This window comes from Sphingobacterium sp. KH_072 (assembly GCF_057837975.1).
In genome coordinates, this window is sequence record NZ_CM174457.1 from 2,910,987 (window position 1) to 2,934,952 (window position 23,966).

Here is a 23,966-nt window from a genome sequence, read left to right on the forward strand (position 1 = left end):
TAATTTACGGTTTTCCGTAACGCAAAAATTCACATTCATTTGACTATCAATTTATTAAAAACAAAAAGAGACTGCTAATGCAGTCTCCTTGTTAATAATATTAGGATTGGATTGTTGCTTCATTTTTTAGATCAACCCCTTCTCTTTACAGTATACCGCAAGCTGTTCATTTTTCACAAAACCCAACGCTTCTTTCATGATATTCAACCGCTTTTCGACACTGCTTAGGCTGCAGGGTTTTAGTTGTCTTTGTTTTAGTATGAAAGGAATGTTTTTTTGCATTTCACCTTGATATAATAAGGATACAATGGCAATATCTACGGTGGTAAATTCGAAAGAATTTTCTTCGCGTATAGCTTGCTTTATAGCAGAGGGTTGATAGCGTTTTTCACGATATACAGTATGAATGGCTTGCTTGAGATGATCGGCATCGTGACGCGCCTTCCGTACATAACCATCAATCTTCAAATTTTCGAAAAGATCATCAATCACACTCGGGCGATTCTCCCCAGAGAATACGATGACTTTCAAATCCGGATGTACACTTTTGGCTTCACGGATTAGATCGGTACCGTGCTCCAATACTTGTGTATTATTATCTGGCTCAAAACTTAAATCAGTAATCAGTAAATCATACGGCTCGTCGGCTCGTTGTGCATTTTTGATCCACGATAACGCGTGATCACAATAGTATACATAATCTGTCGTCTCAATCTGAAGGTCATGTAATGTTTTCTGCAACGATATATTAGCGCTTTGTTGATCTTCCGCGATAAGAATTTTTTTGAACATACTTTTAATCTATTAACGAATCGGGAAATGGATATCTATTTTAAGTCCTTTACCTAGTTCGCTAGCAAAGATAATTTCTCCTCTCAATGCATGAATACGGGAAACCGTATTTTGGCGACCTTTTCCCTTTGGTGCATCGGCATGCATTCCTACACCGTCATCCTGATAATGAATATTCAAATGCTCGCCTTCTAGACCAAAACGTATCACTACGCTTGTCGCTTGACTATGTTTTGCCATATTCACCATCATTTCAAGCAATACCTCTTTCAATTCAGATTTTGCTTGATCGCTGACATCATGCCACAGTTTGGCATCGTTACCAGCGATCAATACAAGGCGATTAGACTTGGCAAAAGATTTCAGCAGTTCGCCGAGTGCATCATGATACGCACTGGGCGCTTCTATCGTTTCTTCGGCCTCATAAGATATATCGCGCGATTTATTATACATGATTTCCAGCTTATCCAGCAAACTATCGGGATCCAATTGCTGATTGTACTCTATTTCATTCATCACGCGGTAAATACCATTGGCCACCACATCATGCACCTTACGGGATGTGGCTAGCTTGCTAGCCTTGATCTTGTTTTGTGCTTCTAATTCCAACCGTTCTTTTCGCTTCCTGTACCAAAACCTACCTCCTACACCACCGACAATAATGAATAAAGCAAGTCCACCCGTCATTACACGTTGTCGGGAAAGGCGAGCCGATTTCTCCACATTATCATTTTCCAAACGCAGGTTATCGGCTTTATTTTTCTCGACTTCATATCGAATTAGTGCAAATTGATTTTTCGCGGCATTACGGGCATTTTCTAAACTATCAGTGAGCGTACTATAACTTGTGAAATATGTTTGTAAGGAATCCCTATTCCCCGTTTGGATTAATCGCCTTAGGGCTCGTACCTGCGCATCCGGACTTTTAACTTTTAAAGCCGCAGCGTACTGTTTACGGGCGTAGAATAATGATGAATCTGGACGTTGTTCTTTGTAATAATCCGCGAGATGTGCATAACTTGCATTTTGACCCCAAATGTCTTTCTCCTGAACACGTATGTCTAATGCTTTCAATAATTCTGGAGCTGCTATATAGGTGGAATCATTTTCTCGCCGCGCATTGGCTTGATTGGATAGCGTACGAGCATATTCTTTGCGTTCTATATAAGGTCGAGATAAGATACTCTGAAAAATCTCATCTGCTTTGTCATATCGTCGTAGATCTTGATAGACTAGAGCGATGTTGTTCTGAAATATGGATATATTAGTCGAATCTTGAGAAAAAGTTAAGGTATTTTTAAAAAAAGACAGCGCATCATCATAATTTTTAAGATTACGGCTAGTCATTCCCAAAGTATTATAATTCGAACTTAGGTATTGAAAATGCTCCTGTTTTTGTTTATTCAAAAAGTCATTCGCCTGTAGCGCTGTTTCTTGTGCGCCAAAGAAGTCGCCAGCTTCCCTTTGAATAATGGCCATCATCAGCAAACAATTGGCGACATTTAAGCTATCATTAATATTCTCAAAATGATCTTTTGCCTGACTGAATTTTAAGAATGCACTATCGGATCTGCCTTCATTCAAAAAATGATAGGCATCATTATAATCGTAATTTTCAGATTGGATTACAGTTTTTTCAGGTTTATCTGAGCAGGACAAAAAGAAGATGACTGCGAAAATATAAAGCGCGTTTTTCAAAGTAGAGGCAGGTAGAGTTACTCAACTAAAGTATGTAATATTTAGCATAAACAAAAAAGGGCAACTAAAATGTTGCCCTTCGATAGTAAATTAATTATAAGTCCCTACTTACGGTTTTGTTGGAGGTTTTGGCGGAATTACAGTTCCTGCATCACCCTCATCTCCCCCGTCTCCATCTGTATTTTGAATGGTTGTTTGACCATCTGAATCCGTTACAGGAGTTGTTTGTCCACCTTGTCCGATCATTAAAAGAAAAATTAAATACCACATTGCTCAAAAAATTAAAAGTCAAAAACTTGGTAGGTCCGCATGCGCCGTGCATGGGATTGCTACAATTGTTTTCAGAAGGCCTTCTGATTTTTTGGGAAGTAGGAGATCGTACTGCGGAAGACTAAAGCTGCTTCCCAAACCGGCTAAAGAATGCCGCAGTATTTTCTCATTTTGGAATCTGTTTCGTATCTTTCCTCGAAAGAACGAACTAATCTATTACCTGATTCCGAAAGCAAATATATAGCGTTCAACACGCTGACAGAAAGGTATTTCCGATGATTCCGATCTTTCCGAATCTATTCCGAAAATTCCGATGGAATTCCGGTTTTTCCGACGAAAGAAAGTGATGGGGATACATAGAAAGGCTTATGGTTTTCCGTAAATTCCGATGAGTGGATAGATGTAATTTTGTACCTATGCCAACAATAATTGACTTTAATAAAGCCGTTATCGAGTTCTACCTACAGAAAAAAGCAGATAATGATCTTAATGAATTAGAAAGTATCTCACCAGCCAAGCTGAAAGATTTACTTTTATCAAAACTTGCATCTGGGGAATTGCAAAAGGACATTCCTTCGCTGGAAAAAATCTTCAACAATGCGAAGAAGTTTGAAAATCTGACACGAGCGATCACGCATGAAAGTATCGACAAGTTCAGACCCATTCAATACTTTATTCAAGGAAGAACCACGATTCCAACTGATGACACCATTATCCTACTTTCCATCTTCATTGACTTTCAACCGCGACCTTACCCTGCTTGGAGAGAAAAAGGGTTTGATGAAGGTGAAATTGTAATACTGGGCGATGACGGAGACAAAAAGGCTGAGGAAACCGGGTCTATCGCTGAAGTAGAAAAAGGAGATCCAGAAGAAATGACTGGTGAAGACAACACGACTCCTTTTCCACCAATAGATAGTGACCAACCCATTCTTATCACTGATCTGCCCAATAATGATGACACAAGCACGCAAAATACGCCGCTTACAGATAGTAGCGGAAAACATAATAAAACAGCTTCCTTAGGTGATCCCCTTTGGAAATTAAAAGACAAAAAATCTTTATCGATTATGGCAAGCGCGCTTGTAATTACGCTATTCATGGCATTTTACTCGTGGCCACATAAGCAGTGTATGTATTGGGATGGAGAAAGGTACATCGCAATTCATTGTGATGAAGTGGATTTTCAGCTTCAATGCCTTGCCTTAAATAACGAAAAGCTAGAAAACTTTAAACGCATTACACGAAAGGATACCTTAACAAAAGATCACGTTAATAAAGTGTGGTATTCGAAAATTGACACGGAAGTAGAATTTTTCACCTGCCCTGGCTTGCACCCAATCCATCCAAATCGATCGCTGAAAGCAGCCACATTACATATCATTGAGAAATACGCTATGGGCAAAGTCAATAACGAAAAAGGAGCAGTAGATTAATCTACTGCTCCTTTTTCGTTATTCGTAATTGGCTACCGTTTCGGCGAGCTGCTCTGCGTAGCGGTATATATCGTCTAATTGCTGAAGATCTACTTTCGCTTCCTTCTTTTCCTTGTCAAATAACCCAAGACGAAGTCGATTTGGCGTGAAATAGAACCGGCAAATAGGTTTCCTATTGTTGTCATCCAAGATGATACCGCAATACGATTGATTGTCGCGCATAAATATCCGACCTACTTCAATGTCTTTACGCAAGATCGATTTGACGATTAAAAAGCCATCAATCTCTTCCTGCGTAGTGATCACCAGCGAGCTGGGTTCTACCGCCTGCGTGGTCGTTTGTTCCTCCGCATCGGTCTCCTTCTTTAGCGCACTTTTCAAGCGATCGGCAATCTGGTCATGTACAATCTGGGTGAAAACTCTTTTTACCAAAGGGTTGAATTGTTCTAGAATTTTGGCGGTCACCATACTTGGATACACCTGTTTAGCAAAGTACCGCACAAATTCATCGGTAGGATGTTGCATCTCGGCCGCAACTAGAATCGCCAATTCAGTAGAATATTTAAGATCGCTCGCCGCCGTAGAAATACTATCTAAATCAAAAACAGATTTGTGAAACTTCCGCAGCTCTAGTATCTCATTATCTCTGATATCAGATATTTTAAACTCGAAGAAAGGCTTTTCGTCCATCTTATTTGGTGTTACCAAATCCGTGTAGAAGCGGTATTCTATCCCATTTGTTAGCAGGCCGAATTTAGCTTCTGTGGTATGAAAATATCGGAACAACTGCGAATTGTGTGGATCCAAACCATCTGCATAATGCTTGCATTCGATCAGGATGGTCGGCTTCTCCTCGCGCAAAATAGCATAATCTACTTTCTCTCCTTTTTTGATGCCGATGTCGGCAATAAATTCTGGATGCACTTCAAAAGGATCGAAAACATCGTATCCTAGGATTCTCAAAAAAGGAAGTACCAGTGAGGTCTTGGTGGCCTCCTCCGTTTTGATTTGTGGTAAAAGCCGATCTACGCGCTTCCCAAATTGTCGAATTTCATCTTTAAAATCCATGGTATAATCTCGTTTTGTAATGATTAATTAGTATAGGCTCAGCATTCTTTTTTCAGAAAATAAAGGTAATCGTCTGATATAATGCAGCATTACGGGAAACCCCAATCACAGTTCAAAAAAAATAGCGTTTTTGCGCCATCAAATTTATTCCCATGAAAATCGTGTACTTCTTATTCCTCCACATCCTTCTGGCGCATCCAGTACTGGCACAAAATAAATATGCTACTACGACGGATGGAAAAAGAGTAATTCTCCGACCCGACGGAACTTGGACGTATGCACAATATGATGTGAGTGGCAGCAAAGAGCAGCCTGCCGCGACTAAAAACACAACAGATGGGAAGAAAAGCTCATCGCCTGTTTCATCCGCAAGAAACTACATTCGCGGTCCGCGCGGAGGCTGTTACTACATCAACAGCAACGGCAATAAAACGTATGTGGATCGCAGCTTATGCAACTAACTCAGGGCAATTACCTCATTTTCCGTAGCTTTGCATTCATGAAAGCAGCGCATCTTATCAAAATATCCTGTCTAACGGGCTTGTGTTTCCTGAATAATCATTCATTAAATGCAAAATTTCACACCGAATCCTACCTTAATATTGGCGCAAATACACATGATATCGTAGCGGTCAAGTCGGAAGTAGATGCGGATAAAGAGCTAATTGCATTTGCTAAAAAGTTATTGGGTGTACCCTATCGGTACGGTCAAACAAATCCTAGCAAGGGCTTTGATTGCTCCGGTTTCGTATATTATGTTTTTAAGGAATTTGGGATCAGCTTACCGAGAAGTTCTTCTGCCATGGGACAAGCCGGCGAAGATGTTGCTTTGGGGGAAGCAAAAGCTGGGGACATCATTTTGTTTACGGGTACCAATCCTGCTAAGCGTAGCATTGGACATGTCGGTATTGTGTTGTCAAATGAGGACAAAGAAGGTTTACGATTTATACATGCCAGCTCGGGTAAAGCGCAAGCCGTAACAGAAACCAATCTGGAAGGCAGTTACCAACGCAGATTTATGAAAGTAGTTCGCGTACTTTAATCCTTTTTTGCAGGATTTATACTTTTACCGCTTAAATATTCATTCGTAAATAAACTGCATCATCATGACGCCAGAGAATCTGACAAAGCAGCTTGCCTTTATCAAAGAGATTGACAAACTGAAATACATTCAACGCAGAACGAAACTGTTTCATAGTGATCGATGTGAGAATAGCGCCGAGCATAGTTGGCACTTGGCACTCATGGCCATCGTACTAACCGAACATGCTAATGAGAAGGTGGATGTATTGAAAGTGATTAAAATGGTATTGATTCACGATGTGGTAGAGATTGACGCCGGCGACACCTTTATCTATGACACACAAAAGAGCCACGATAATACCGATGAAGAGCGTTTGGCGGCACAACGCATTTTCGGATTATTACCAGAGGAGACAGCGCGGGAATTGATTGCTATTTGGGAAGAGTTTGAAGCTGGAATCAGCCCAAAGGCTAAGTTTGCTCGAGCCATGGATCGATTAGAGCCCTTGTTACAAAACAGCTCCAACAATGGCGGCACGTGGCACGAGCCTGGCGTCAATTATGATAAAGTCTACGCCAAGAAAAGTGTGATCAAAGAGGGCGCTGCAGATCTATGGATGTATGCTGAAATCTTAATCGACGAAGGCGTAGAAAAAGGTTTCTTAAAGAAGAATACGACCGATTAACCGCTATTCTTCGATATAATCTAAGTCTTTACCGAAGCTCTCTTTTAGCTGGCTCAAGGCTAACAGGGCGATCACGACAGTCATTGCACCAACCACCATAGCACCTTCCAGAATACCAATCTGATCCTTAAAAAATTGAAAACCTAAGGTAATAGCGACTAAGGATCCGCGCACAAAATTGGGAACTGTCGTTGTCACGGTCGCTCGCAAATTCGTACCGAACTGCTCGGCCGCAATCGTCACAAAAGTAGCCCAATAACCGGAAACAAACCCCAACAGTAAACTAAGAATAATAAAACCTTCTGGTGTGAGGCCGTAGGAGTTGAGGTAAATTCCAACGATGATGGTGGTCAGAATGATAAAACTCAACATGACCTTTTTTCTTGATTTAAGTACTTGAGCCAACAGACCGGCAACCACATCACCAATCGAAATACCGATATAGCAATACATGATCCCCTTTCCTGCATCCAAAACTCCGGTAGCATTCAAGGCTCTTCCAAATTCTGGCGAAAACGTAATTAACACCCCAACCACGTACCACAAGGGTAAGCCTATCAAAATACAGCACACATATTTTTTGAATCGCGACCAATTGTTGAATAGCATCATGAGATTACCTCGCTGCACCTGTTTATTGTCGGTCGTCTCTTTAAACATGCCCGACTCGACAAGGCCAATCCTTAAGGTGAGCAATAGCAAACCCATTCCGCCACCGATAAAATAACTGGTTTGCCAAGTATACCGAGCACTAATTAAAGCGGCCATCACCGCACCTAACAAACCAACAGCAGCAACGATCATGGTTCCGTAACCCCGATTCTTTTTACTCATGGTTTCCGTCACCAGCGTAATTCCGGCGCCCAATTCACCAGCTAAACCAATGCCTCCAATAAATCGAACGATGGTGTATTGGTCTACCGTTGTAACGAAACCATTCGCAATATTGGCCAGTGAATAGGTGATGATAGAACCAAACAAGACCCTCAATCTGCCTTTTTTATCGCCTAGTACGCCCCACAATATCCCGCCGACCAACATGCCTAACATTTGGCTATTGATGATCGTAGCACCTATGCGTAGCATATCTTCTTCGGACACACCTAAATCTGTCAGACTTTTTATGCGTACTACCGAAAATAGAATGAGATCGTAGATATCTACAAAGTAACCGAGTGAGGCTACCAGAACTATGAGAACAGTATTCCTCTTTTTGACTTGATCGTTCATTTACAATTGGTTTGTAAAATGAAACTACATAAAATTAATTCTAAAACAAACCTGCAATATTTCAATCTGTATCATCTCCGTAAAAATAAGAGCCTATCATGAAATTGCCGGCGGGCTTTCGTTTACATTGCGCGAATTATTCGCAATTTCACACGGTAGTACTAATATCAAAATGATCTTTCAACGCTGTCTTGGCCGCATGATAGCCCGACATACCATGTACTCCGCCACCAGGAGGCGTAGAAGATGAGCAGATATATACATTTTTTACCGATGTGCGGTATGGTGTCAGCGATCGTACAGGCCGTGTATACAACTGGAAGATATCCATAATTCCGCCATTGATATCGCCACCTACATAGTTCGGGTTATACGATTCTAACTGCGCAGGACTGTAGGTATGTCGCGCTAAGATGGTATCTCGAAAACCCGGTGCGAATCGTTCGACTTGCGCTTCTATTTCCACTGTATAATCTTCTGGCGAGCCATTGGGCACATGACAATACGCCCATCCTGTGTGCTTCCCTGCAGGCGCTCGCTGGTTATCAAATGCACTTTGCTGCGTAAACAGCACGAACGGTTTTTGAACTTTTTTGCCGAAATGACTAGCTTGTTCATTTGCCGCGATTTCCGCGTAAGTATTGCCTAAGTGCACGGTAGCAGCTTCTTGACAGCGTAGATCCCGAAAAGGAGTTTTCTCCGAAAGCGCCCAATCGATTTTGAAGACACCCATCCCTTGCCGAAACTGTTGCAATTGCCGCGTATATCCTGTCGAAAAACGCAGGCCTTTCAGCGCCAATAATTGCTTTGGTGTCAAGTCAAGGATCAGGATCTTGTGCGAAGGCAATGCTGCGATATCATCTACCCAATTCCCCGTTTGCAACTCGCCGCCCAACGATTGATAGTAGCTAAGCAAAGCATTCGCAATCGCCTGCGAACCGCCGACAGGTACTGGCCATCCGTATTTATTTCCGACTGCCGATAGTACCAAAGCAATCGCAGAAGTCGTCCAATTGCTGAGCGGCTGAATGCCGTGTGCAGCCATACCTGCCCAAAGCGCGGCAGCTTGGTCCGTTTGAAAACCACGCGCAATCCAACTCGCAGGTTGCAGCGCATGCAAACCAAACGCCGCCAGATTCAACGGATTATCCGGAAACCGCAGCGGCCCCATAATCGCTTTGGCCAGCGATTCCCACTGTGCCAATACGGGTTCAATCAACTTTTGATACCGCTTGCCATCCACTCCCAAACCTGCCGTCGTGTCGGCCAAGTTATTGTGCAGAAAAGCCGTGGCACCATCATCTAGCGGGTGAGCCGCGGCATACCTTGGCGTCACAAATTCCAACCCGTGCGCCGCCAATGGCAGCGAATTGAAAAAAGGTGAAGCCATGGCCATAGGATGTATGGCGGAACAAACATCGTGTTTGAATCCCGGCAGCGTGAGTTCTTTTGTGCGCATGCCGCCACCGATCTGTTCATCGCCTTCGATTAGTAGCGTATAAAGTCCTTGCTGTTGCAAGGTGATGGCGGCAGCAAGCCCATTCGGACCAGAACCTACAATAATGGCGTCATATCTGCTCATGGATATATCAAGCTATTGAGATAATATACGAAGAAAGCACAGCTATCACAAATTAATCGCATCCGGTATTGGGTTGTACATCCTCAGCTACCGCAGTAGAATCTGTCGCATCCACAACGGCATCATTTTTCTTATCGCTCGCTGAGCCGCAAGAAGCGGTAAGCAGGATAACTGTCGATAATAATATGGCTATTTTTAAGATTTTTTTCATGATTGATAATATATTTAAAGGGTAAAATATGTACGATAACGTGCTTTGAGCTCTTCTCTCTGGGTGGCAGTAAGCTTAACCGCAGGATCGGTCTGCGACACTACGGTAGATACCACTTTATGCACAGCTTTGCCCTTTTCGATAAATAGCACGGTAGGCGATGAAATCCGCTTAATGGAATCTACACCCAATACGGTATATGGATTCCAGATCGCATCAAACTTTTCTAATATCGCCTGATAACCCGCACTGCCTTCTTTGGTAGTGGATACGCTGCCGTCAACCAACTCTTTAGTATCTCGGATATCATGAATATCCAAGTAGTAAATCGTCGCATGTTCTTCCTTAGCAAATTCAAATAAAGGTGCTACGGCATTGCGAAACCAAGGACAGCGAGGCCAGCCAAACAGGACAATGCCATTTTCTAAGTTTAAGACTTCATCTTCCGTAGCGTATACCACAGGTAGGCTATCGGGCAGCACGACTTGCACCCGACTACTGTCATTTAGACGTTCTAGCTCTTGTTTAAATTTGGCGGCATCGCCATAGTGGATCGTTACATCGGTATTCTTTACCGCATTTTTGACTGCTTGCGGATCATGACAGCTGGCAAAGCAAATCGCTAATCCAGCACATACCGCCCATAATACATTTGTTCTCATAGATCTTCTTTTTTGCGTGATCAATTTAATATTGCTTAATTTTTTCGCCGATGTCTAACACCTGCGCTGCGGGTTTATATTTCTTGATCAGACTGCTAGCCACTGCCGAACGATAACCCGTTGCACAATGTATCGCAATTGGTTTATTGGTCTTAAGACCATCAAGTTGCTCTTTGAGCCGCGTTAGCGGAATAACTTGTGCATCGGCAAATATGGGTTTGGCTTTAGCCTCTGCTTCAGAGCGCACATCCAAGATCACATATTGCTCTGGATGTGTTTCAAAGTTCGTCGTATCGAAAGGGGCAGATTGCTCATCGTTTTGCTGCTCTTCATACACCAGCACGCCTTTTACCAGCGCTTCGTATCCGATCTTCGCTATTTTTTCCAGCCGTGGCTGGATGCTGGGTTGATCTTCCACAATCAGATAAAACGGTTCATCGGGTTCTACCAAAGTGCCGAGCCAGGTTTCGGATTTGAGTCGATCTGGGATATTTATCGCTCCCGCAATATGTCCCGCATGAAACTGTTCTACCGGCCGCGTATCTACAATTAGCGTAGGAAGTTCGCTACGAGGAATCGTAGACAGCCGAGCCACCGCAGATAAGGCCGGCAGCAACATTTGTGCTCCATTTTTATTGACCTCGATGGCGAAGGGAAAATAAGCCGGTATATCAGGCTGATCGCGCAGCAAACGTGCAACGAAAGCTTCCTCCGTCGTCGGTTGAAAAGCGAAATTCGTTTTCCTTTCCTGCCCGATGGTGCTTACTTTCTCTTCACTCAGTGCTTGCCCACATAAAGATCCTGCTCCATGTGCTGGATACACCAATAGATCGTCGGCCGATGGACTGTATTTATGCTGTATGGTTTCGTACATTTGTTTTGCCAAATATTCCCGTTGCGATGCGGCTTCGCCAGAATATTCCCGCAAATCTGGCCGACCGACACCGCCCAACAAAAGTGCATCGCCTGTAAATACGGCCACCTCTTTGCCGTCAACCAGCAAAAGCACGGAAATACTATCAGCAGAATGCCCGGGAGTATTGATAGCACGCAGCGAAACTTGATCACTAATTGGGAATACACCCGGTTCATCAAAGGCTTGATGCGGAAATGTCGCCTTGGCCAACTTACTCACCAAAACAGGTATATTGCGTTCTTGATGCAGCTGTAAATGGGCGCTCACGAAATCCGCATGGCTGTGCGTTTCTATCACCGCAATGATCTCCGCTCCACGCTCAGCCGCGTATTCGTAGTAAGGTCTGGGATCTCTCGAAGGATCGATGACCACCAATTTCTTGTCCGCTTCTATCGCATAAGAAAACTGGGATAAGCCTTCATCTTCAAATTGTTTAATCTCATAATTTGCCTGCTTACGACCGGTACAAGCTAGTATCTTGCTGCTTCCAGCTATGGCGAGCGCAAACAGAGATTGATGTATAAATAATCTTCTTTTCATGTAGTGACGTGCTAAAATGATTAATATGTAAAGAGATGATTCTCCATGTACCATTCCTTACCGGTGAGGTATTGTTCGTCTAATCTGTCGAGCGTAATCTTTATGGAATCTTGCTCGGCATCCAGCCCGCTGAGTACAATACGCTTGGTGCTTGGTCTTTCATATTGCCAGCGCAATATTCCTAGTCCATCGCCCACAGGTGTGCCATACAATGCTTTCAGACCCACATCCAGCTTTTTGTCCAACAACTTACGCTCATCAACGCTAAACTTTCTATTCTTATCGATCAGATATAAACTATTTTCTAGAGAATCAATCTCGTAGTACAAATAGGTCTTTCCCCCTGCTTTACCCGTAAATTCATAGGTTTTTAGCACATCGTTTAAGGCGGGCGTGCCATTTCCTAAGTCGATATCCGCCGGTTTATTTACTTTATACACCAAGGTCGAATAGCGTTCAAAGAAAGCTTCGTGCCAACGAATAGAACCATGCGGACTATACGGCAGCACCTCGCCCTTATATTCAAATGTGGTGACTTGATAATGTCCTGCCGCTTGCACTAAACCCGGCAACACCGGTTATTTTAGCCGACCTTCATTGTAAAATCGATCGTACCTGAAATAACCATATACAAAGACAAAAAGCATAATTATGACTGACTTGATCACCACATGACCAATGCGTAACCATTGATTTTGAAAAATCGGGGTATAATACCGCGGTGTTACCGCTTCGCGCTTGATGAATAATTGCCAGATAGCGGGCACATATTGTAGCAATAGAAATAAAGACAGCAATACAAAGTAAGAGCTGTAAACGTGCACAGCACCATCGTACGCAATATTAGCATGCCCAATATTAAACAACACACCAGCATTGATAATAGCACCAATCGCTGTCGTACCGCGGAAGAAAAGTAAGGCGCCGGCGGCAATTTCTAGAAACCCAAGAAAAATTTCGTATTTGTACGATATCCCCACGATCTGCCAATACAATTTGAAGGGTGCGTATTCTCCAAAGTCTGTATTCAAGTTTGCTAAAGATGGATAGGGCATCTGCATCGGAAAGAACTTAATGAAGCCAAAGGCAATCAAACCAAAGGCAATGCGATAGCGCACAATTACGCGAAGCCAATAATAAAGCACCGTGTAATTATCCCGTTGGCTATTGCGGGCCAATATGGTCCACACCGAACTTCCTAAAGCGGCGACCAATGCCGTAAACCACCACGATACATAGGAAGCAAATCCCCAACTGCCGCTCTCTGATTCGATACTTATCCAACCCGATCGAGAACCACCGGCGATGCTAGCCAGAAAATCATACAGAGAATCTGGGGCAATCACTTTTTCATACCATTTACCATCCAATGGGATCACCATCAGGATAAAGAAAATAAAGGCGAATCGAAACGCCACTTTTTCCCAATATCGCCACGAAGTGCTTTGGCTAGACTCGCTCTGAGGTGTTATTGTATATATAGTTGCCATTTTGTTCAAGAATTAAACGATTAATAAATTCGGATAGGTTTTCTTCTCCCTTCTTGCAGCAAATACTTCTTCGCTTGTCTTTCAAGACGCACTAGTAAGGCATTGCCCGCCTGATCTTTTCCCCGGAGAACAAGCGTAGCGTCATCTACCTCATCCACTAAAAAAATATATATTCGCTGTGGATCATTCTGTCCGTTAAGCACTAAATTTGCGGGCTTATCCGCTTTTACTTTACGGTAGGTATAGCGGTAAAAACGGCGGCCACCATTGCCTAGGTGTTCAAAGTTTCGGGCATTTTGCGCCGATATACGCGGCTTCAAGCTGTCGGCTTTTACGGTGAAATTATCGCGTACACTCACGGTATTCCATTCCTCAAAAACCACATCCTTCCAACGATTTTTATCCGTTAGGGAATAGGCCAACGTATCGCCATTCCACACAAAATCCTTCACATCGTATACGCCCTTCCATTTGCTCAGGCCTTGCTGTTCTGGAAAGGGAAACTTACTATTTTTCCACACGACATATGCCTGCACGCTAAATCCAGCGATTAGTAAAAGAAAAACAACTTGTAAATACGGTCGTGATCTCCAGACAATACGAGGGAATTGTGGAACGAAAAGGTCTGGTGATGCTCCGGTATGTTTTACCAACAAAGCCAAAAATCGAGGCAGATCGTATAGAAAAATCACCGTAGCAATCAGCAACAGAAAAGAACTGTAAACCTGCTCGCCAATGTCGTACACATAGTTGACGATCACCACATTGAGCAATACAGCGATTAATAAGCCAGCGCCAATAACAGCGGTGCGCCGATGCAACAACAGTAAACCAGCCACGACCTCCAATGCACCGATCAGTGGTAAATATCCAGCCGTGGCGATACCATTGGTGAGGTAATAGAGCTTCCAACGCAAAAAATCACCATATTCTGTATGTAGATCGCTGAGCGTCGGTTCGGGAATTTGGATCGGTAATACCTTCACTATTCCTAAAAAAGCGATAGCGAGCGCTAAGCGATAGCGCAATAAAACACGCAACCAATAATAAAGCGTCTCCTCCTCTATCGTATATCGTTTGCGAAAATAGTTACCGAACGCTAGAACCAATGCGAAAGCAGCGACGAGAGCGATTAACCAATTATAATAACCCGGAACATCCGAACCTACATACGCGCCTTCGCTAATAAAAGACGTACGGTAAGTGGCCAATTGAAAGGCATTTTCAAAGGAAAATAATGGCCCATTGGCTAGCGATTCGTATAGATACGGATCATATGGAATAGACAGAACCAAGAAGAACAGCACTCCTATTTCCAACAGAAAGCGGTAATTTGATTTTGATATAGTAAGCACAGCGGTCATGTTAGGTGAGAGATTTAATCCAATCCTGGATTTTGTTCTAAATTCGGATCAATAGCAAGTTGAGAAAAAGGAATGGGCAGCACTAGACGATTCGCATCGGATATCTGAAGCACTTCTTGTGCTCGGCCTATGCGAATGAGGTCGTACCAACGATGATTTTCTAAGGCAAACTCCACCCTATTTTCTTGCTCAATCGCCAGAATTACAGCAGCACGATCGGATGATTCGGTGAAGAGCGGCACATTTGCTCGGGCACGTACAGCATTTAGATCTGCTGTTGCGGAGAGCAGATCGCCAGCGCCTCCGCTCTGATTAGATATAACTCCGCCGTGCGGATCAGGAAAGCCGGATCCGTACGATTGACGCGATAATACAGATTGCCAATGAGCACATTGGGTTCGGTGGCGGTCGCGGTGCGGTACACCAAAGAAGAGCGGTCGCCACCGATTTCTGGATTAGTTAGCAAATCAAATATAGCTCCTGAAGGACGAATCCATGCGGTTCCACCATTGGCACTCGCCAACCACTGTCCTGCCTGATTATTGGTATTATTCACATCGTAAAAAAGCTCGAACACCGACTCGCGCGTATTCGACGCATTATTAGAATAAAAAGAGTGATAAGGTGTTACTAAACCATAATTTGCCTGATCTTCGATCAGGTACGAAGCGTAACGAACGGCTTGATCCCAGTTTTTTTGATAGAGATAATACCGAGCCAATAAGGCGCGAGCGCTCTGTTTCGTGGCGCGAATACGATTGGTTGTCGCCGGCAGGAGTTCTTCCGCGCGCTGCAAATCAAGATGTACCTGCTCATATGTTGTAAAGTACTTCTGGCCACATCAGGCAGAGCGCTCGCCGAGCTCGTCGGTTCTAAAATAAGTTGTACACCGCCCCACGTGCGTGCCAGATCAAAATAAGCCAGAGCGCGCACGAAGTAAGCTTCGCCCGTGAGTTGGTTTTTGTTCTCCTCCGTAAATCCTGTACTGACCGGCAAAGCAGGTACTTTGGCAATGACGTGATTCGCACGGTTGATGGTATGGTAAATTTGATTCCACACCGTGGCCAACACCGCGAGATCAGACCTGACAGAATGATTGGTCAATGTTTGGTGCACGGTCTGGCTACCGCTGTAAACAATATTGTCGCCCGAGAAAAAGCCCAAGATCTGAAAGCTATAGCCATAATAACCATCAGCGCGGAGCGCGCTGTAGATACCGCGTACCGCCGTCTCTGCCGACGTACGATCGACGATCGTCACCTCATCCGAAACGGCATCTTTGGGTTGTACATCCAGAAAGGATTCACAACCGGCGAGGGTCAGAAAGGACAGGAAAAGTATAAAATATGTCGTGATTTTCATGTTGATTTCGATTAGATAGATTCAAAAAATGCTACAAGGTGACATTCAGACCAAGTTGAAAAGTCCGAGGTTGCGGTGGAGTACCAAATGAACCAATACCTTGCGCGTTCGGATTGCTCGTGACGCTGGATTCGGGGTCACCCGTATATTTGCTCCACAGAAATAGGTTGGATCCCAAGAAGTAAATCCTTGCATTGGAAAGGCCCGCTTTCTGCGCAATTTCACGCGGCAATTTGTATCCAAAGGTGAGCTGCCTCAATTTAAAGAAAGAAGCATCTTCCAGGTACCGACTATTCGCGTCGAGGGTATAATTCAGCCCCACAGAAGTCAAGCGTGGTACATCTGTCTCATCGCCGGGCTCTTGCCATCTGTTCAAGACATTTTCAAAAACACCACCACTGCTTGGATTGCGTTCCCGAAAATATCGATATAGATTGAGGGAATAATTGCCATACTGGAAACTGAAATCTACGCCCAAGTCAAATTGCTTGTAAGTAAAGGTGTTCCCGATACCGCCGTAAATTTTGGATACGCATTTCGAAATACTTTACGTGCCGAAGTAGGTAATGAACCATCAGGCAGCTGCCCATCAAATACTGCATTTCCCGTTTGCGGATCTACCGATAACTGCTCATATAGCCAAAATGAATTGAGCGAATGACCTTCCGTCAGGATCACCCAATCTCGCGTGTACTGCGTAATCTGCGAAGGCAAGTACTCAATGTTATTTCTATTTCCTGAAATATTTAAGCTGGTATTCCACGTGAAGTTTTGCTTTCTAATATTCACGGAGTTCAACAGAAATTCATAGCCTTTATTGCTGATTTCGCCCACATTGGCCCAATAATCTGAAAAACCAGACGTACCTTGAATCGGCTGCTCCAACAATAAGTCCGAAGTATACTTATGGTACAAATCCACAGTAATTCCTAGCCGATGATCGAATAAGGAGACGTCGATTCCCAAATCCGTTTGTGCAGTGCGTTCCCATCGTAGATTATCATTGCCTAATTGGAAAGGACCAACACCGGGAAGCGGTGTACCGTGAATATTGGCGTAGCTCGCATCGCCCGACCACAATCCGCGCGCCGCAAAATTGCTGATGCCCGCTTGATTACCGGTGATACCGTACGATCCACGGATCTTGAATTCATTCAACCAATCAGCACTAGATAAAAACTGCTCTTCGCTCAAGCGCCATCCGAGTGAGAATGCCGGAAAATATCCCCAGCGATTGTTTGCGCCAAATTTTGATGAACCATCCGTACGCAAGGTCGCTTCCGCAAAGTATCGATCGGCATAATTGTAGCCTACCCGTCCGAAAAATGAGGAAAGCGTATACTTCGACCAGCTCTCCGATCCGCGCACCGTAGCAGCAGAAGAGATCAGCTTGTACGAGTCATTAGCAAATCCATTTCCTTCTAGATAAGCGTAGTCTAAGGTGTTACTTTGCAATGTATTTCCGAGCAAGGCAGAAAGTTGATGATTGCCGATATTGGTCTGATACGACAATATTTGCTCATTGATCCAGGTACTATTGCGGCTGATGCCCGACGTAGCTTGGTTGGCATTCGCAATGCCAATACTCGTTTTGCTATTCCAATACTGCGACTCATCGTACAAATTATAATCTACACTAAAGGTAGAGCGGAGTTTCAATCCTTTCCACAGGTCAATCTCCGCGAAGGCACTTCCGATGTATCGTAAACTAGTGGTATTTACATCATAGTTATCTACCAAGGTGTATGTGTTATCCACACCATTAACAGCACCATCTTCGGTGAAAATTGGAATGTTCGTAGCCGAAGAAACAGCGGAGTTGAAGAGACTCACCTGCGGTCCATCGCCGGCACGTGCCTGATTCCGATATGTTCTGGAAAAATTATTGGTTAGACCAATCTTGACGCGATCGGAAAGCTGATGATCAAAGTTAAACTTAAGGTTGGCACGCGAAAAATCAATGACCTTAATAAAGGCTTCTTGACCCGTGTAGCCCGCACCGATGTAAAAGCGAGATCGGTCGCCACCGCCTTGGATACCGACGCTATAATCTTGTAGCTTGCCATTTCTAAGCAAAAATCCCAGACGGTCAAAGGTTTCCTGATCTTCGGGATTTCCACGCCCGCCTTCCGCAATTGGCCTAAATGGTCTATTGGCAAACGTTTGGTTCAGCGCCGGGTTGTCCAGACCTGAGTTAATCCACCACTCATTTGCCAAAGTAGCCGTTTCTGGTCCGGAGGCCAATTTTGGCAGCAATGCTTTATTGGCTTCAGCCCAGCCACCTAAAACATTGACGTCAATTTTGGTTTTAGTACCATAACTTCCTTTTTTAGTCGTGATGATAATCACGCCATTGGCACCGCGCGAACCATAAATGGCGGTTGCAGATGCATCTTTGAGCACTTCAATGGATTCGATATCGGCCGGATTAATATCAGTGAGTGGCGAACTAGTTCGCCCGCCCAAGCCGATGGTTTGTAGCGAAGTGTTGTTCAGAAAAACGCCATCAACAATATATAATGGATCGCTACTGGAATTGATGGAGGTAGTACCACGCACACGCAAAAAGATACTCTCTCCCGGCACACCAGAATTGGTGACTACCTGCACACCCGGCAATTTACCTTGCAACTGCGCATCGAAGCTTGCAACGGGAAGCTTGTTGACTTCGGCAGCGTCAATTCTGGCGACCGATCCGGTCAAATCGCGACGGCGTTGCGTGCCGTAACCGACGACCACCATTTCTTCTAATCGATCCGAACTCGGCTGCAATACAATATTAATTTCAGGTCGGTTGGCTATAATGGTTTTGGAGCTATAGCCAAGCGAGGAAAGCAGAATCGTAAGTGGCAATTTCTGACCGGTAACGATCTGAAAGTTTCCGTGCACATCTGACTTTAAGCTGTGCGTAACGCCCTGTAGCTGTATGGTTACGCCTTCGATGGGTTCTTTCGTTAAGGAATCGATGATCGTGCCCCTTAATGTTGCATTGACCAAAGGTTTGGATTCTTGAGAAAAGACGGGATATAGTAAGAGATGTGACAAAAGAATTGTCAAGGAGTACCTAAATACTCTATTTTTCATAGGGGTAAGTTTTAAAGTGAAATACTACAAGTGCCAACGCCAATTAATACTTGTGATACTGTATCTGGGAAATGAAGCTGTTGCCTCAGGAGGTCGTGCTAGCTACACATTCGTGTAGTAGGACACAATAGGCTGTTCATAGGGGAAATTATGCTGAACGTCAGAGAATTGTAGAGGCCAGAAGAGTTAATTTGGTACTGCATGTTATTCATTTATTAAACGGTTGAAAAAACTACTTATCTAAGATGTTTTCAAAGATAACCAATAATACCCATAATGTCTATCATTTTAGTAGTATTTATTTTTACAGCTGCACAAAGGCCGTTTCACACGCTTTGACAAGCTCGACCACCGCAGTGTTTAAAAGATTTTGTACCTTTAAGATGTTTGAAAGATGAGTCTACAAGTGCCAACGCCAATTGACAAATAGGTGATTCTACAAACGTAGAGGGCTTCGGCCCTCTTATTTTTTGCTCTTTACCAAATAGATGACGAACTTATTTGGATAAGTAGATTTGCTAGTTCATAGGTATCATGGACGCGTCCTACAATTATATCAAGCATAATCTTGTCATATTTTCCACATAAATGTGAGTTTGTTTTGAAGATGTACCACTGCTATGATTTATAAAATCATTTCGCTCCGTAGTTTTTGTTATATGTCTCCTACACTTTAAAACCACTGTATTACAAAAATATAGGTATAAACATCCCATTTTTGCGGTTTTGGAACAATTTTTGACAAAGTGATGGTTCATTAAACCTTTTATAATAACCTCATTCTGAACAAGTATAATATAGGCATGTTAGCAAATTTTATGGTTATTTTTCGTATTTTTGCAAACATTTCATTAAGGAAGGCATTTAATATAGTAGATGAGACAGCTTAAAATTACACAATCCATTACCAACCGTGAATCTCAATCGTTAGATAAGTATCTTCACGAAATTGGTAAAGTAGACTTAATTACTGCGGAAGAAGAAGTAATCTTAGCGCAACGCATCCGTGAGGGTGACCAAGTGGCGCTAGAAAAACTCACCAAAACGAATCTACGGTTTGTCGTCTCTGTCGCCAAGCAATATCAGAATCAAGGTCTAACATTAGGTGACCTGATTAACGAAGGCAACTTAGGCCTAATTAAGGCGGCAAAGCGGTTCGACGAAACCAAAGGATTTAAGTTTATTTCTTACGCAGTATGGTGGATTCGCCAATCTATATTACAAGCCATCGCTGAGCAGTCAAGAATTGTTCGTTTGCCTTTGAACCAAGTAGGTTCATTGAGTAAAATCAGTAAAGCTTTTTCTAAGCTTGAACAAGAATACGAACGCGAACCTTCTCCTGAAGAATTGGCAGACATCCTAGAAACGACAGTAGACAAAGTATCTGATACATTAAGTAACTCAGGTAGACATGTTTCTATGGACGCACCATTCGTACAGGGTGAAGAAAACACTTTGTTGGACGTATTGGAGAACAAAGATCCGGATACGGATAGTTCTCTGATCGACGAATCATTATCCGAAGAAATCAAACGTTCTCTAGCTACTTTAACAGAGCGGGAACGCGAAATCATCGTATTGTTTTTCGGATTAGGATCCAACCACCAGTTATCTCTAGAAGAGATCGGTGAAAAATTCAGCTTGACACGCGAGCGTGTAAGACAGATTAAGGACAAAGCATTGCAACGTTTGCGCCACACTTCTAGAAGTAGAATTCTGAAGTCGTACTTAGGCTAAAAACGTCTCGCAACATATTGGACATGAAAACGTAGATGCGTAGCCAAAAGCTACGCATTTTTTGTGTTCGCTCAATGTTATTACACTGATGACGAAACGTGTTTATTTTAATGAATAAAAACCAACAGCAGCCCACAGTCACACCTCGTAAAAACCCGTATATTTGAAGTAATGATTGAATTATATACAGACGGTGCTTCTAGTGGAAATCCGGGTCCGGGTGGATACGGCACAATCCTGAGAACGATTTATAAAGGGGATAATGCAGCATTGCACGGAAAACTAATTGAAAAAGAATATTCTGGAGGTTTTCGGAAAACCACCAACAATCGCATGGAATTGCTCGCTGTCATCATTGGCTTAGAAGCACTCAAGTCCATCAATCAACAAGTGACCGTTTATTCGGATTCCAAATATGTCATTGATGCGATCGACAAGAAGTGGGTATACGGCTGGATACAAAAAGGATTTGTCGGAAAGAAAAATAGGGATCTTTGGATTCGGTTGATGCAATTACACAAGCTGCACCAAGTAAGATTGGTTTGGGTAAAAGGACATGCAGGACATCCATTAAATGAACGATGTGATCGCTTGGCAGTCGCCGCCTCCAAAAACAAACCCGAATGGAAGATAGACCACATCTTCGAAGCAGAAGCCGCAAAAGTCTAAAGCAAAAAAAGTCTTGCCCTTTCGGACAAGACTTTCCACATTTAAAACATATAATCAATCACTATCCTACTACCTACCTACTGTCTACACATTGTGATTCGCTTTGTATAAGATAGAGTGCAAAAAGAACGGAATGTTTAATCGAGCTTGTGTTAAAAGATGTTAAGCATCTGCCCGAAAAAAGAAAAAGCCTGATAGTTGTGAAAACTATCAGGCTTTGTACCCAGAGCCGGGATCGAACCGGCATGGATCGCTCCACTGGTGTTTGAGACCAGCGCGTCTACCTATTCCGCCATCTGGGCATCTCTGGTTACTTCCGTTGTTTGAAGTGATGCAAATATAGGCACTCCAAATTGATTTGCAAAATGAAATCATCATGTATAACCAAAGCAACTGATTTATAGCACATTTATTTTTCACGCTTCCTTCTTACTTCTCTCTCCTACCTCTGCTAGCAGTGAATACCGCGCTACTACACACAGTGCGACAGTAATTATTCTCTGACGAGTGAGCGGTCTAAATGCACATATCCGCCATCTACGTGGATTAATTGTCCTGTGGTATGGCTCGATTTATCCGACAAAAGGAATACACACATATCGGCAATCTCTTCTGCGGTCGTCATACGATTTTCGAGCGGAATACGATCGGTAATCTTTTTTAAGGTTTCGGTAGGATTGTCCAATGTCTGGATCCAACGATCATACTGCGGTGTAGCAGCTTCGGCTACCACAATTGCATTTACTCGGATTTGAAAAGGCAGTAACTCCACAGCCCATTCGCGCGTTAGCGCATTGCGACCACCGTTAGACGCCGCGTAAGCAGAAGTTCCACCCTGCCCTGTTTCCGCCGTTTTCGAACTGATATTCACAATCGCACCTTTGCTCGCTTTAAGCGCATCTAATGCGTGATGTGCCATCAGATAATAATGCACTAAGTTCTTATGCAAGGAAGCTACAAAAGCTTCATAATTGCCCGAAGCTAAACCAACACCGTCGTTGACGCCAGCATTATTTACCAAGCCATCAACACGGCCATACTTTGCAAGCGTTTCATTGACAGCATGTTCGCAAGCCGCTGGATCCGACAATTCTGCTTCGATGGAAAATGCTTCCCCTCCAAGCGCATTCACTTCTGCCACCACGAGCTGATTATCGTCTTCACTTCTACCTACTATGACCGGTATAGCACCTTCTCTTGCTAAAGAGAGCACAATGCCTTTACCAATACCCTTCGCGCCACCAGTAACAATGACGACTTTATTTTTTAAATGTAAATCCATGTTGAATTTTAAAATTTATAGATTCTCCGCGCGGTTTCTCCCCAAAAAGCAGCTTGCTCTTCCAACGAAAATCCATCTAATCTGCTTCCTGCAATCTCCTTCGTTTCCTTATACGTGCTGGCAACCAAGCAAACTGGCCAATCTGAACCAAATAGCAAACGACCCTTACCAAAATTAAGAATCACATGATCTATATATGCAGCGAAGTCAGACAAAGTCCAATTCGACCAATCTGCCTCTGTTACTAAACCCGAAATCTTACAAGCCACATTTGAATACGTCGCCAGTTCGCCAATAAAGCTAGCCCACTGCTCCACTTCTCCGGCTTTGATATCTGGCTTCGCCATATGATCCAACACAAATTGCAGATCTGGATTTTGCTTGACGCAAAGCAAGGTGGACGCAAAATGTCTCGGACGAATGAGCAAATCATAGGTGAATCCGTATTTGGCCAACAAATGCATAGATCGCTGCACCGAATCTTGCATCAAGAAGTCTGGATCAGGCTCGCCTTCTACCACATGTCGGAAACCTTTAATAATCGGAAACTTGCTAAAGCCTTCTAAATGCGTTTCCACATCATCCGAAGTTAGATCCACCCAACCGACCACGCCTTTTATCATGCCGTACATAGTCGATAAATCGACCAAAAACTGCGTTTCTTCCAGCGTGCAGGCCGCTTGGACGGCAATGACGCCATCCATGCGGTTGCTATGTAATTCTGCGCGCAAATCTGTCGGCAAAAAGTTGCGTCGAATCGCGCTCATTTCTTCTGTGATCCAGCTGTCGCGCTCCGCGTCGTAGATCCAGAAATGTTGATGTGCATCTATTTTCATCTGTATTCGGTTTTCTTAGATGGATGAA

Annotated in this window: 25 protein-coding genes and 1 tRNA gene; 6 read left to right on the forward strand and 20 right to left on the reverse strand. The window is 43.5% G+C overall.

Features of this window, described 5'->3' with window-relative positions; translation table 11 throughout:
• Positions 1–126 precede the first annotated feature (126 nt).
• The 3 genes from AC3IRT_RS13100 to AC3IRT_RS13110 all read right to left on the reverse strand — a co-directional run bounded on the left by AC3IRT_RS13100 (position 127) and on the right by AC3IRT_RS13110 (position 2,760).
• Positions 127–792 carry a response regulator gene (locus AC3IRT_RS13100; protein WP_489393662.1) on the reverse strand — a complete coding sequence of 222 codons (666 nt, stop codon included), beginning with the start codon at positions 790–792 and terminating at the stop codon, positions 127–129.
• A gap of 12 nt (positions 793–804) precedes the next feature.
• The gene (locus tag AC3IRT_RS13105) at positions 805–2,490 is read right to left on the reverse strand and encodes a tetratricopeptide repeat-containing sensor histidine kinase (RefSeq protein ID WP_489393663.1); all 1,686 of its coding nucleotides are present in this window, start codon (positions 2,488–2,490) and stop codon (positions 805–807) included.
• Between the two features lie 108 nt (positions 2,491–2,598).
• On the reverse strand, positions 2,599–2,760 hold the full coding sequence (locus tag AC3IRT_RS13110; RefSeq protein WP_489393664.1) for a hypothetical protein: 162 nt from the start codon (positions 2,758–2,760) through the stop codon (positions 2,599–2,601).
• Positions 2,761–3,176: 416 nt separating this feature from the next.
• Here AC3IRT_RS13110 and AC3IRT_RS13115 point away from each other — a divergent pair, with 416 nt between their 5' ends.
• The gene (locus tag AC3IRT_RS13115) at positions 3,177–4,196 is read left to right on the forward strand and encodes a hypothetical protein (protein WP_489393665.1); all 1,020 of its coding nucleotides are present in this window, start codon (positions 3,177–3,179) and stop codon (positions 4,194–4,196) included.
• Between the two features lie 18 nt (positions 4,197–4,214).
• On the opposite strand, the gene AC3IRT_RS13120 is transcribed toward AC3IRT_RS13115, so the two are convergent.
• Positions 4,215–5,264 carry a type I restriction endonuclease gene (locus tag AC3IRT_RS13120; protein WP_489393666.1) on the reverse strand — a complete coding sequence of 350 codons (1,050 nt, stop codon included), beginning with the start codon at positions 5,262–5,264 and terminating at the stop codon, positions 4,215–4,217.
• Positions 5,265–5,416: 152 nt separating this feature from the next.
• On the opposite strand from AC3IRT_RS13120, the gene AC3IRT_RS13125 reads away from it, so the two are divergent.
• From AC3IRT_RS13125 to AC3IRT_RS13135, 3 genes are all read left to right on the forward strand, one after another.
• Positions 5,417–5,725: a hypothetical protein gene (locus AC3IRT_RS13125; RefSeq protein WP_489393667.1), complete on the forward strand. Its 309-nt coding sequence runs from the start codon at positions 5,417–5,419 to the stop codon at positions 5,723–5,725.
• Positions 5,716–6,306, forward strand: coding sequence for a C40 family peptidase (locus tag AC3IRT_RS13130; protein ID WP_489393668.1), 591 nt, complete (start codon positions 5,716–5,718; stop codon positions 6,304–6,306). Before AC3IRT_RS13125 ends, AC3IRT_RS13130 begins: the two co-directional genes overlap by 10 nt.
• 64 nt (positions 6,307–6,370) lie before the next feature.
• Positions 6,371–6,973, forward strand: a complete 603-nt coding sequence (locus tag AC3IRT_RS13135; protein ID WP_489393669.1) for an HD domain-containing protein — start codon at positions 6,371–6,373, stop codon at positions 6,971–6,973.
• A gap of 3 nt (positions 6,974–6,976) precedes the next feature.
• Here the strand turns inward: AC3IRT_RS13135 and AC3IRT_RS13140 are convergent, their stop codons facing one another.
• From AC3IRT_RS13140 to AC3IRT_RS13200, 13 genes are all read right to left on the reverse strand, one after another.
• The gene (locus tag AC3IRT_RS13140; protein ID WP_489393670.1) at positions 6,977–8,203 is read right to left on the reverse strand and encodes an MFS transporter; all 1,227 of its coding nucleotides are present in this window, start codon (positions 8,201–8,203) and stop codon (positions 6,977–6,979) included.
• Positions 8,204–8,351: 148 nt separating this feature from the next.
• On the reverse strand, positions 8,352–9,785 hold the full coding sequence (locus AC3IRT_RS13145) for a phytoene desaturase family protein (protein ID WP_489393671.1): 1,434 nt from the start codon (positions 9,783–9,785) through the stop codon (positions 8,352–8,354).
• A gap of 52 nt (positions 9,786–9,837) precedes the next feature.
• A complete protein-coding gene (locus tag AC3IRT_RS13150) occupies positions 9,838–9,996 on the reverse strand; it encodes a hypothetical protein (RefSeq protein ID WP_489393672.1) in 159 nt (52 codons plus the stop codon).
• A gap of 14 nt (positions 9,997–10,010) precedes the next feature.
• Positions 10,011–10,658, reverse strand: a complete 648-nt coding sequence (locus tag AC3IRT_RS13155) for a hypothetical protein (protein WP_489393673.1) — start codon at positions 10,656–10,658, stop codon at positions 10,011–10,013.
• A 25-nt stretch (positions 10,659–10,683) separates the two neighbouring features.
• Positions 10,684–12,114, reverse strand: coding sequence for an MBL fold metallo-hydrolase (locus tag AC3IRT_RS13160; RefSeq protein WP_489393674.1), 1,431 nt, complete (start codon positions 12,112–12,114; stop codon positions 10,684–10,686).
• A gap of 20 nt (positions 12,115–12,134) precedes the next feature.
• On the reverse strand, positions 12,135–12,686 hold the full coding sequence (locus tag AC3IRT_RS13165; RefSeq protein ID WP_489393675.1) for a hypothetical protein: 552 nt from the start codon (positions 12,684–12,686) through the stop codon (positions 12,135–12,137).
• Between the two features lie 6 nt (positions 12,687–12,692).
• Positions 12,693–13,604: a hypothetical protein gene (locus tag AC3IRT_RS13170; protein ID WP_489393676.1), complete on the reverse strand. Its 912-nt coding sequence runs from the start codon at positions 13,602–13,604 to the stop codon at positions 12,693–12,695.
• Positions 13,605–13,624: 20 nt separating this feature from the next.
• A complete protein-coding gene (locus AC3IRT_RS13175) occupies positions 13,625–14,959 on the reverse strand; it encodes a beta-carotene 15,15'-monooxygenase (RefSeq protein ID WP_489393677.1) in 1,335 nt (444 codons plus the stop codon).
• 23 nt (positions 14,960–14,982) lie between these two features.
• The gene (locus AC3IRT_RS13180; RefSeq protein WP_489393678.1) at positions 14,983–15,210 is read right to left on the reverse strand and encodes a RagB/SusD family nutrient uptake outer membrane protein; all 228 of its coding nucleotides are present in this window, start codon (positions 15,208–15,210) and stop codon (positions 14,983–14,985) included.
• A gap of 23 nt (positions 15,211–15,233) precedes the next feature.
• Entirely contained in the window at positions 15,234–15,689 is a 456-nt protein-coding gene (locus tag AC3IRT_RS13185) for a hypothetical protein (protein WP_489393679.1), read from the reverse strand.
• Positions 15,626–16,330: a RagB/SusD family nutrient uptake outer membrane protein gene (locus AC3IRT_RS13190; protein WP_489393680.1), complete on the reverse strand. Its 705-nt coding sequence runs from the start codon at positions 16,328–16,330 to the stop codon at positions 15,626–15,628. Before AC3IRT_RS13190 ends, AC3IRT_RS13185 begins: the two co-directional genes overlap by 64 nt.
• Before the next feature lie 31 nt (positions 16,331–16,361).
• Entirely contained in the window at positions 16,362–16,808 is a 447-nt protein-coding gene (locus AC3IRT_RS13195; protein WP_489393681.1) for a hypothetical protein, read from the reverse strand.
• Positions 16,799–19,414 (reverse strand): SusC/RagA family TonB-linked outer membrane protein, encoded by a 2,616-nt coding sequence (locus tag AC3IRT_RS13200; protein ID WP_489393682.1) that lies wholly within the window; start codon positions 19,412–19,414, stop codon positions 16,799–16,801. Before AC3IRT_RS13200 ends, AC3IRT_RS13195 begins: the two co-directional genes overlap by 10 nt.
• Positions 19,415–20,290: 876 nt before the next feature.
• Between AC3IRT_RS13200 and AC3IRT_RS13205 the strand changes: the two genes are divergently transcribed.
• Positions 20,291–21,151 (forward strand): sigma-70 family RNA polymerase sigma factor, encoded by an 861-nt coding sequence (locus AC3IRT_RS13205; protein WP_066753499.1) that lies wholly within the window; start codon positions 20,291–20,293, stop codon positions 21,149–21,151.
• A 171-nt stretch (positions 21,152–21,322) separates the two neighbouring features.
• On the forward strand, positions 21,323–21,820 hold the full coding sequence (locus AC3IRT_RS13210; RefSeq protein WP_489393683.1) for a ribonuclease H family protein: 498 nt from the start codon (positions 21,323–21,325) through the stop codon (positions 21,818–21,820).
• Between the two features lie 220 nt (positions 21,821–22,040).
• On the opposite strand, the gene AC3IRT_RS13215 is transcribed toward AC3IRT_RS13210, so the two are convergent.
• The 3 genes from AC3IRT_RS13215 to AC3IRT_RS13225 all read right to left on the reverse strand — a co-directional run bounded on the left by AC3IRT_RS13215 (position 22,041) and on the right by AC3IRT_RS13225 (position 23,938).
• Positions 22,041–22,122, reverse strand: a tRNA-Leu gene (locus AC3IRT_RS13215).
• Positions 22,123–22,313: 191 nt separating this feature from the next.
• Positions 22,314–23,102, reverse strand: a complete 789-nt coding sequence (locus AC3IRT_RS13220) for an L-fucose dehydrogenase (protein ID WP_489393684.1) — start codon at positions 23,100–23,102, stop codon at positions 22,314–22,316.
• Between the two features lie 8 nt (positions 23,103–23,110).
• Positions 23,111–23,938: an amidohydrolase family protein gene (locus AC3IRT_RS13225; RefSeq protein WP_489393685.1), complete on the reverse strand. Its 828-nt coding sequence runs from the start codon at positions 23,936–23,938 to the stop codon at positions 23,111–23,113.
• Positions 23,939–23,966: the final 28 nt, after the last annotated feature.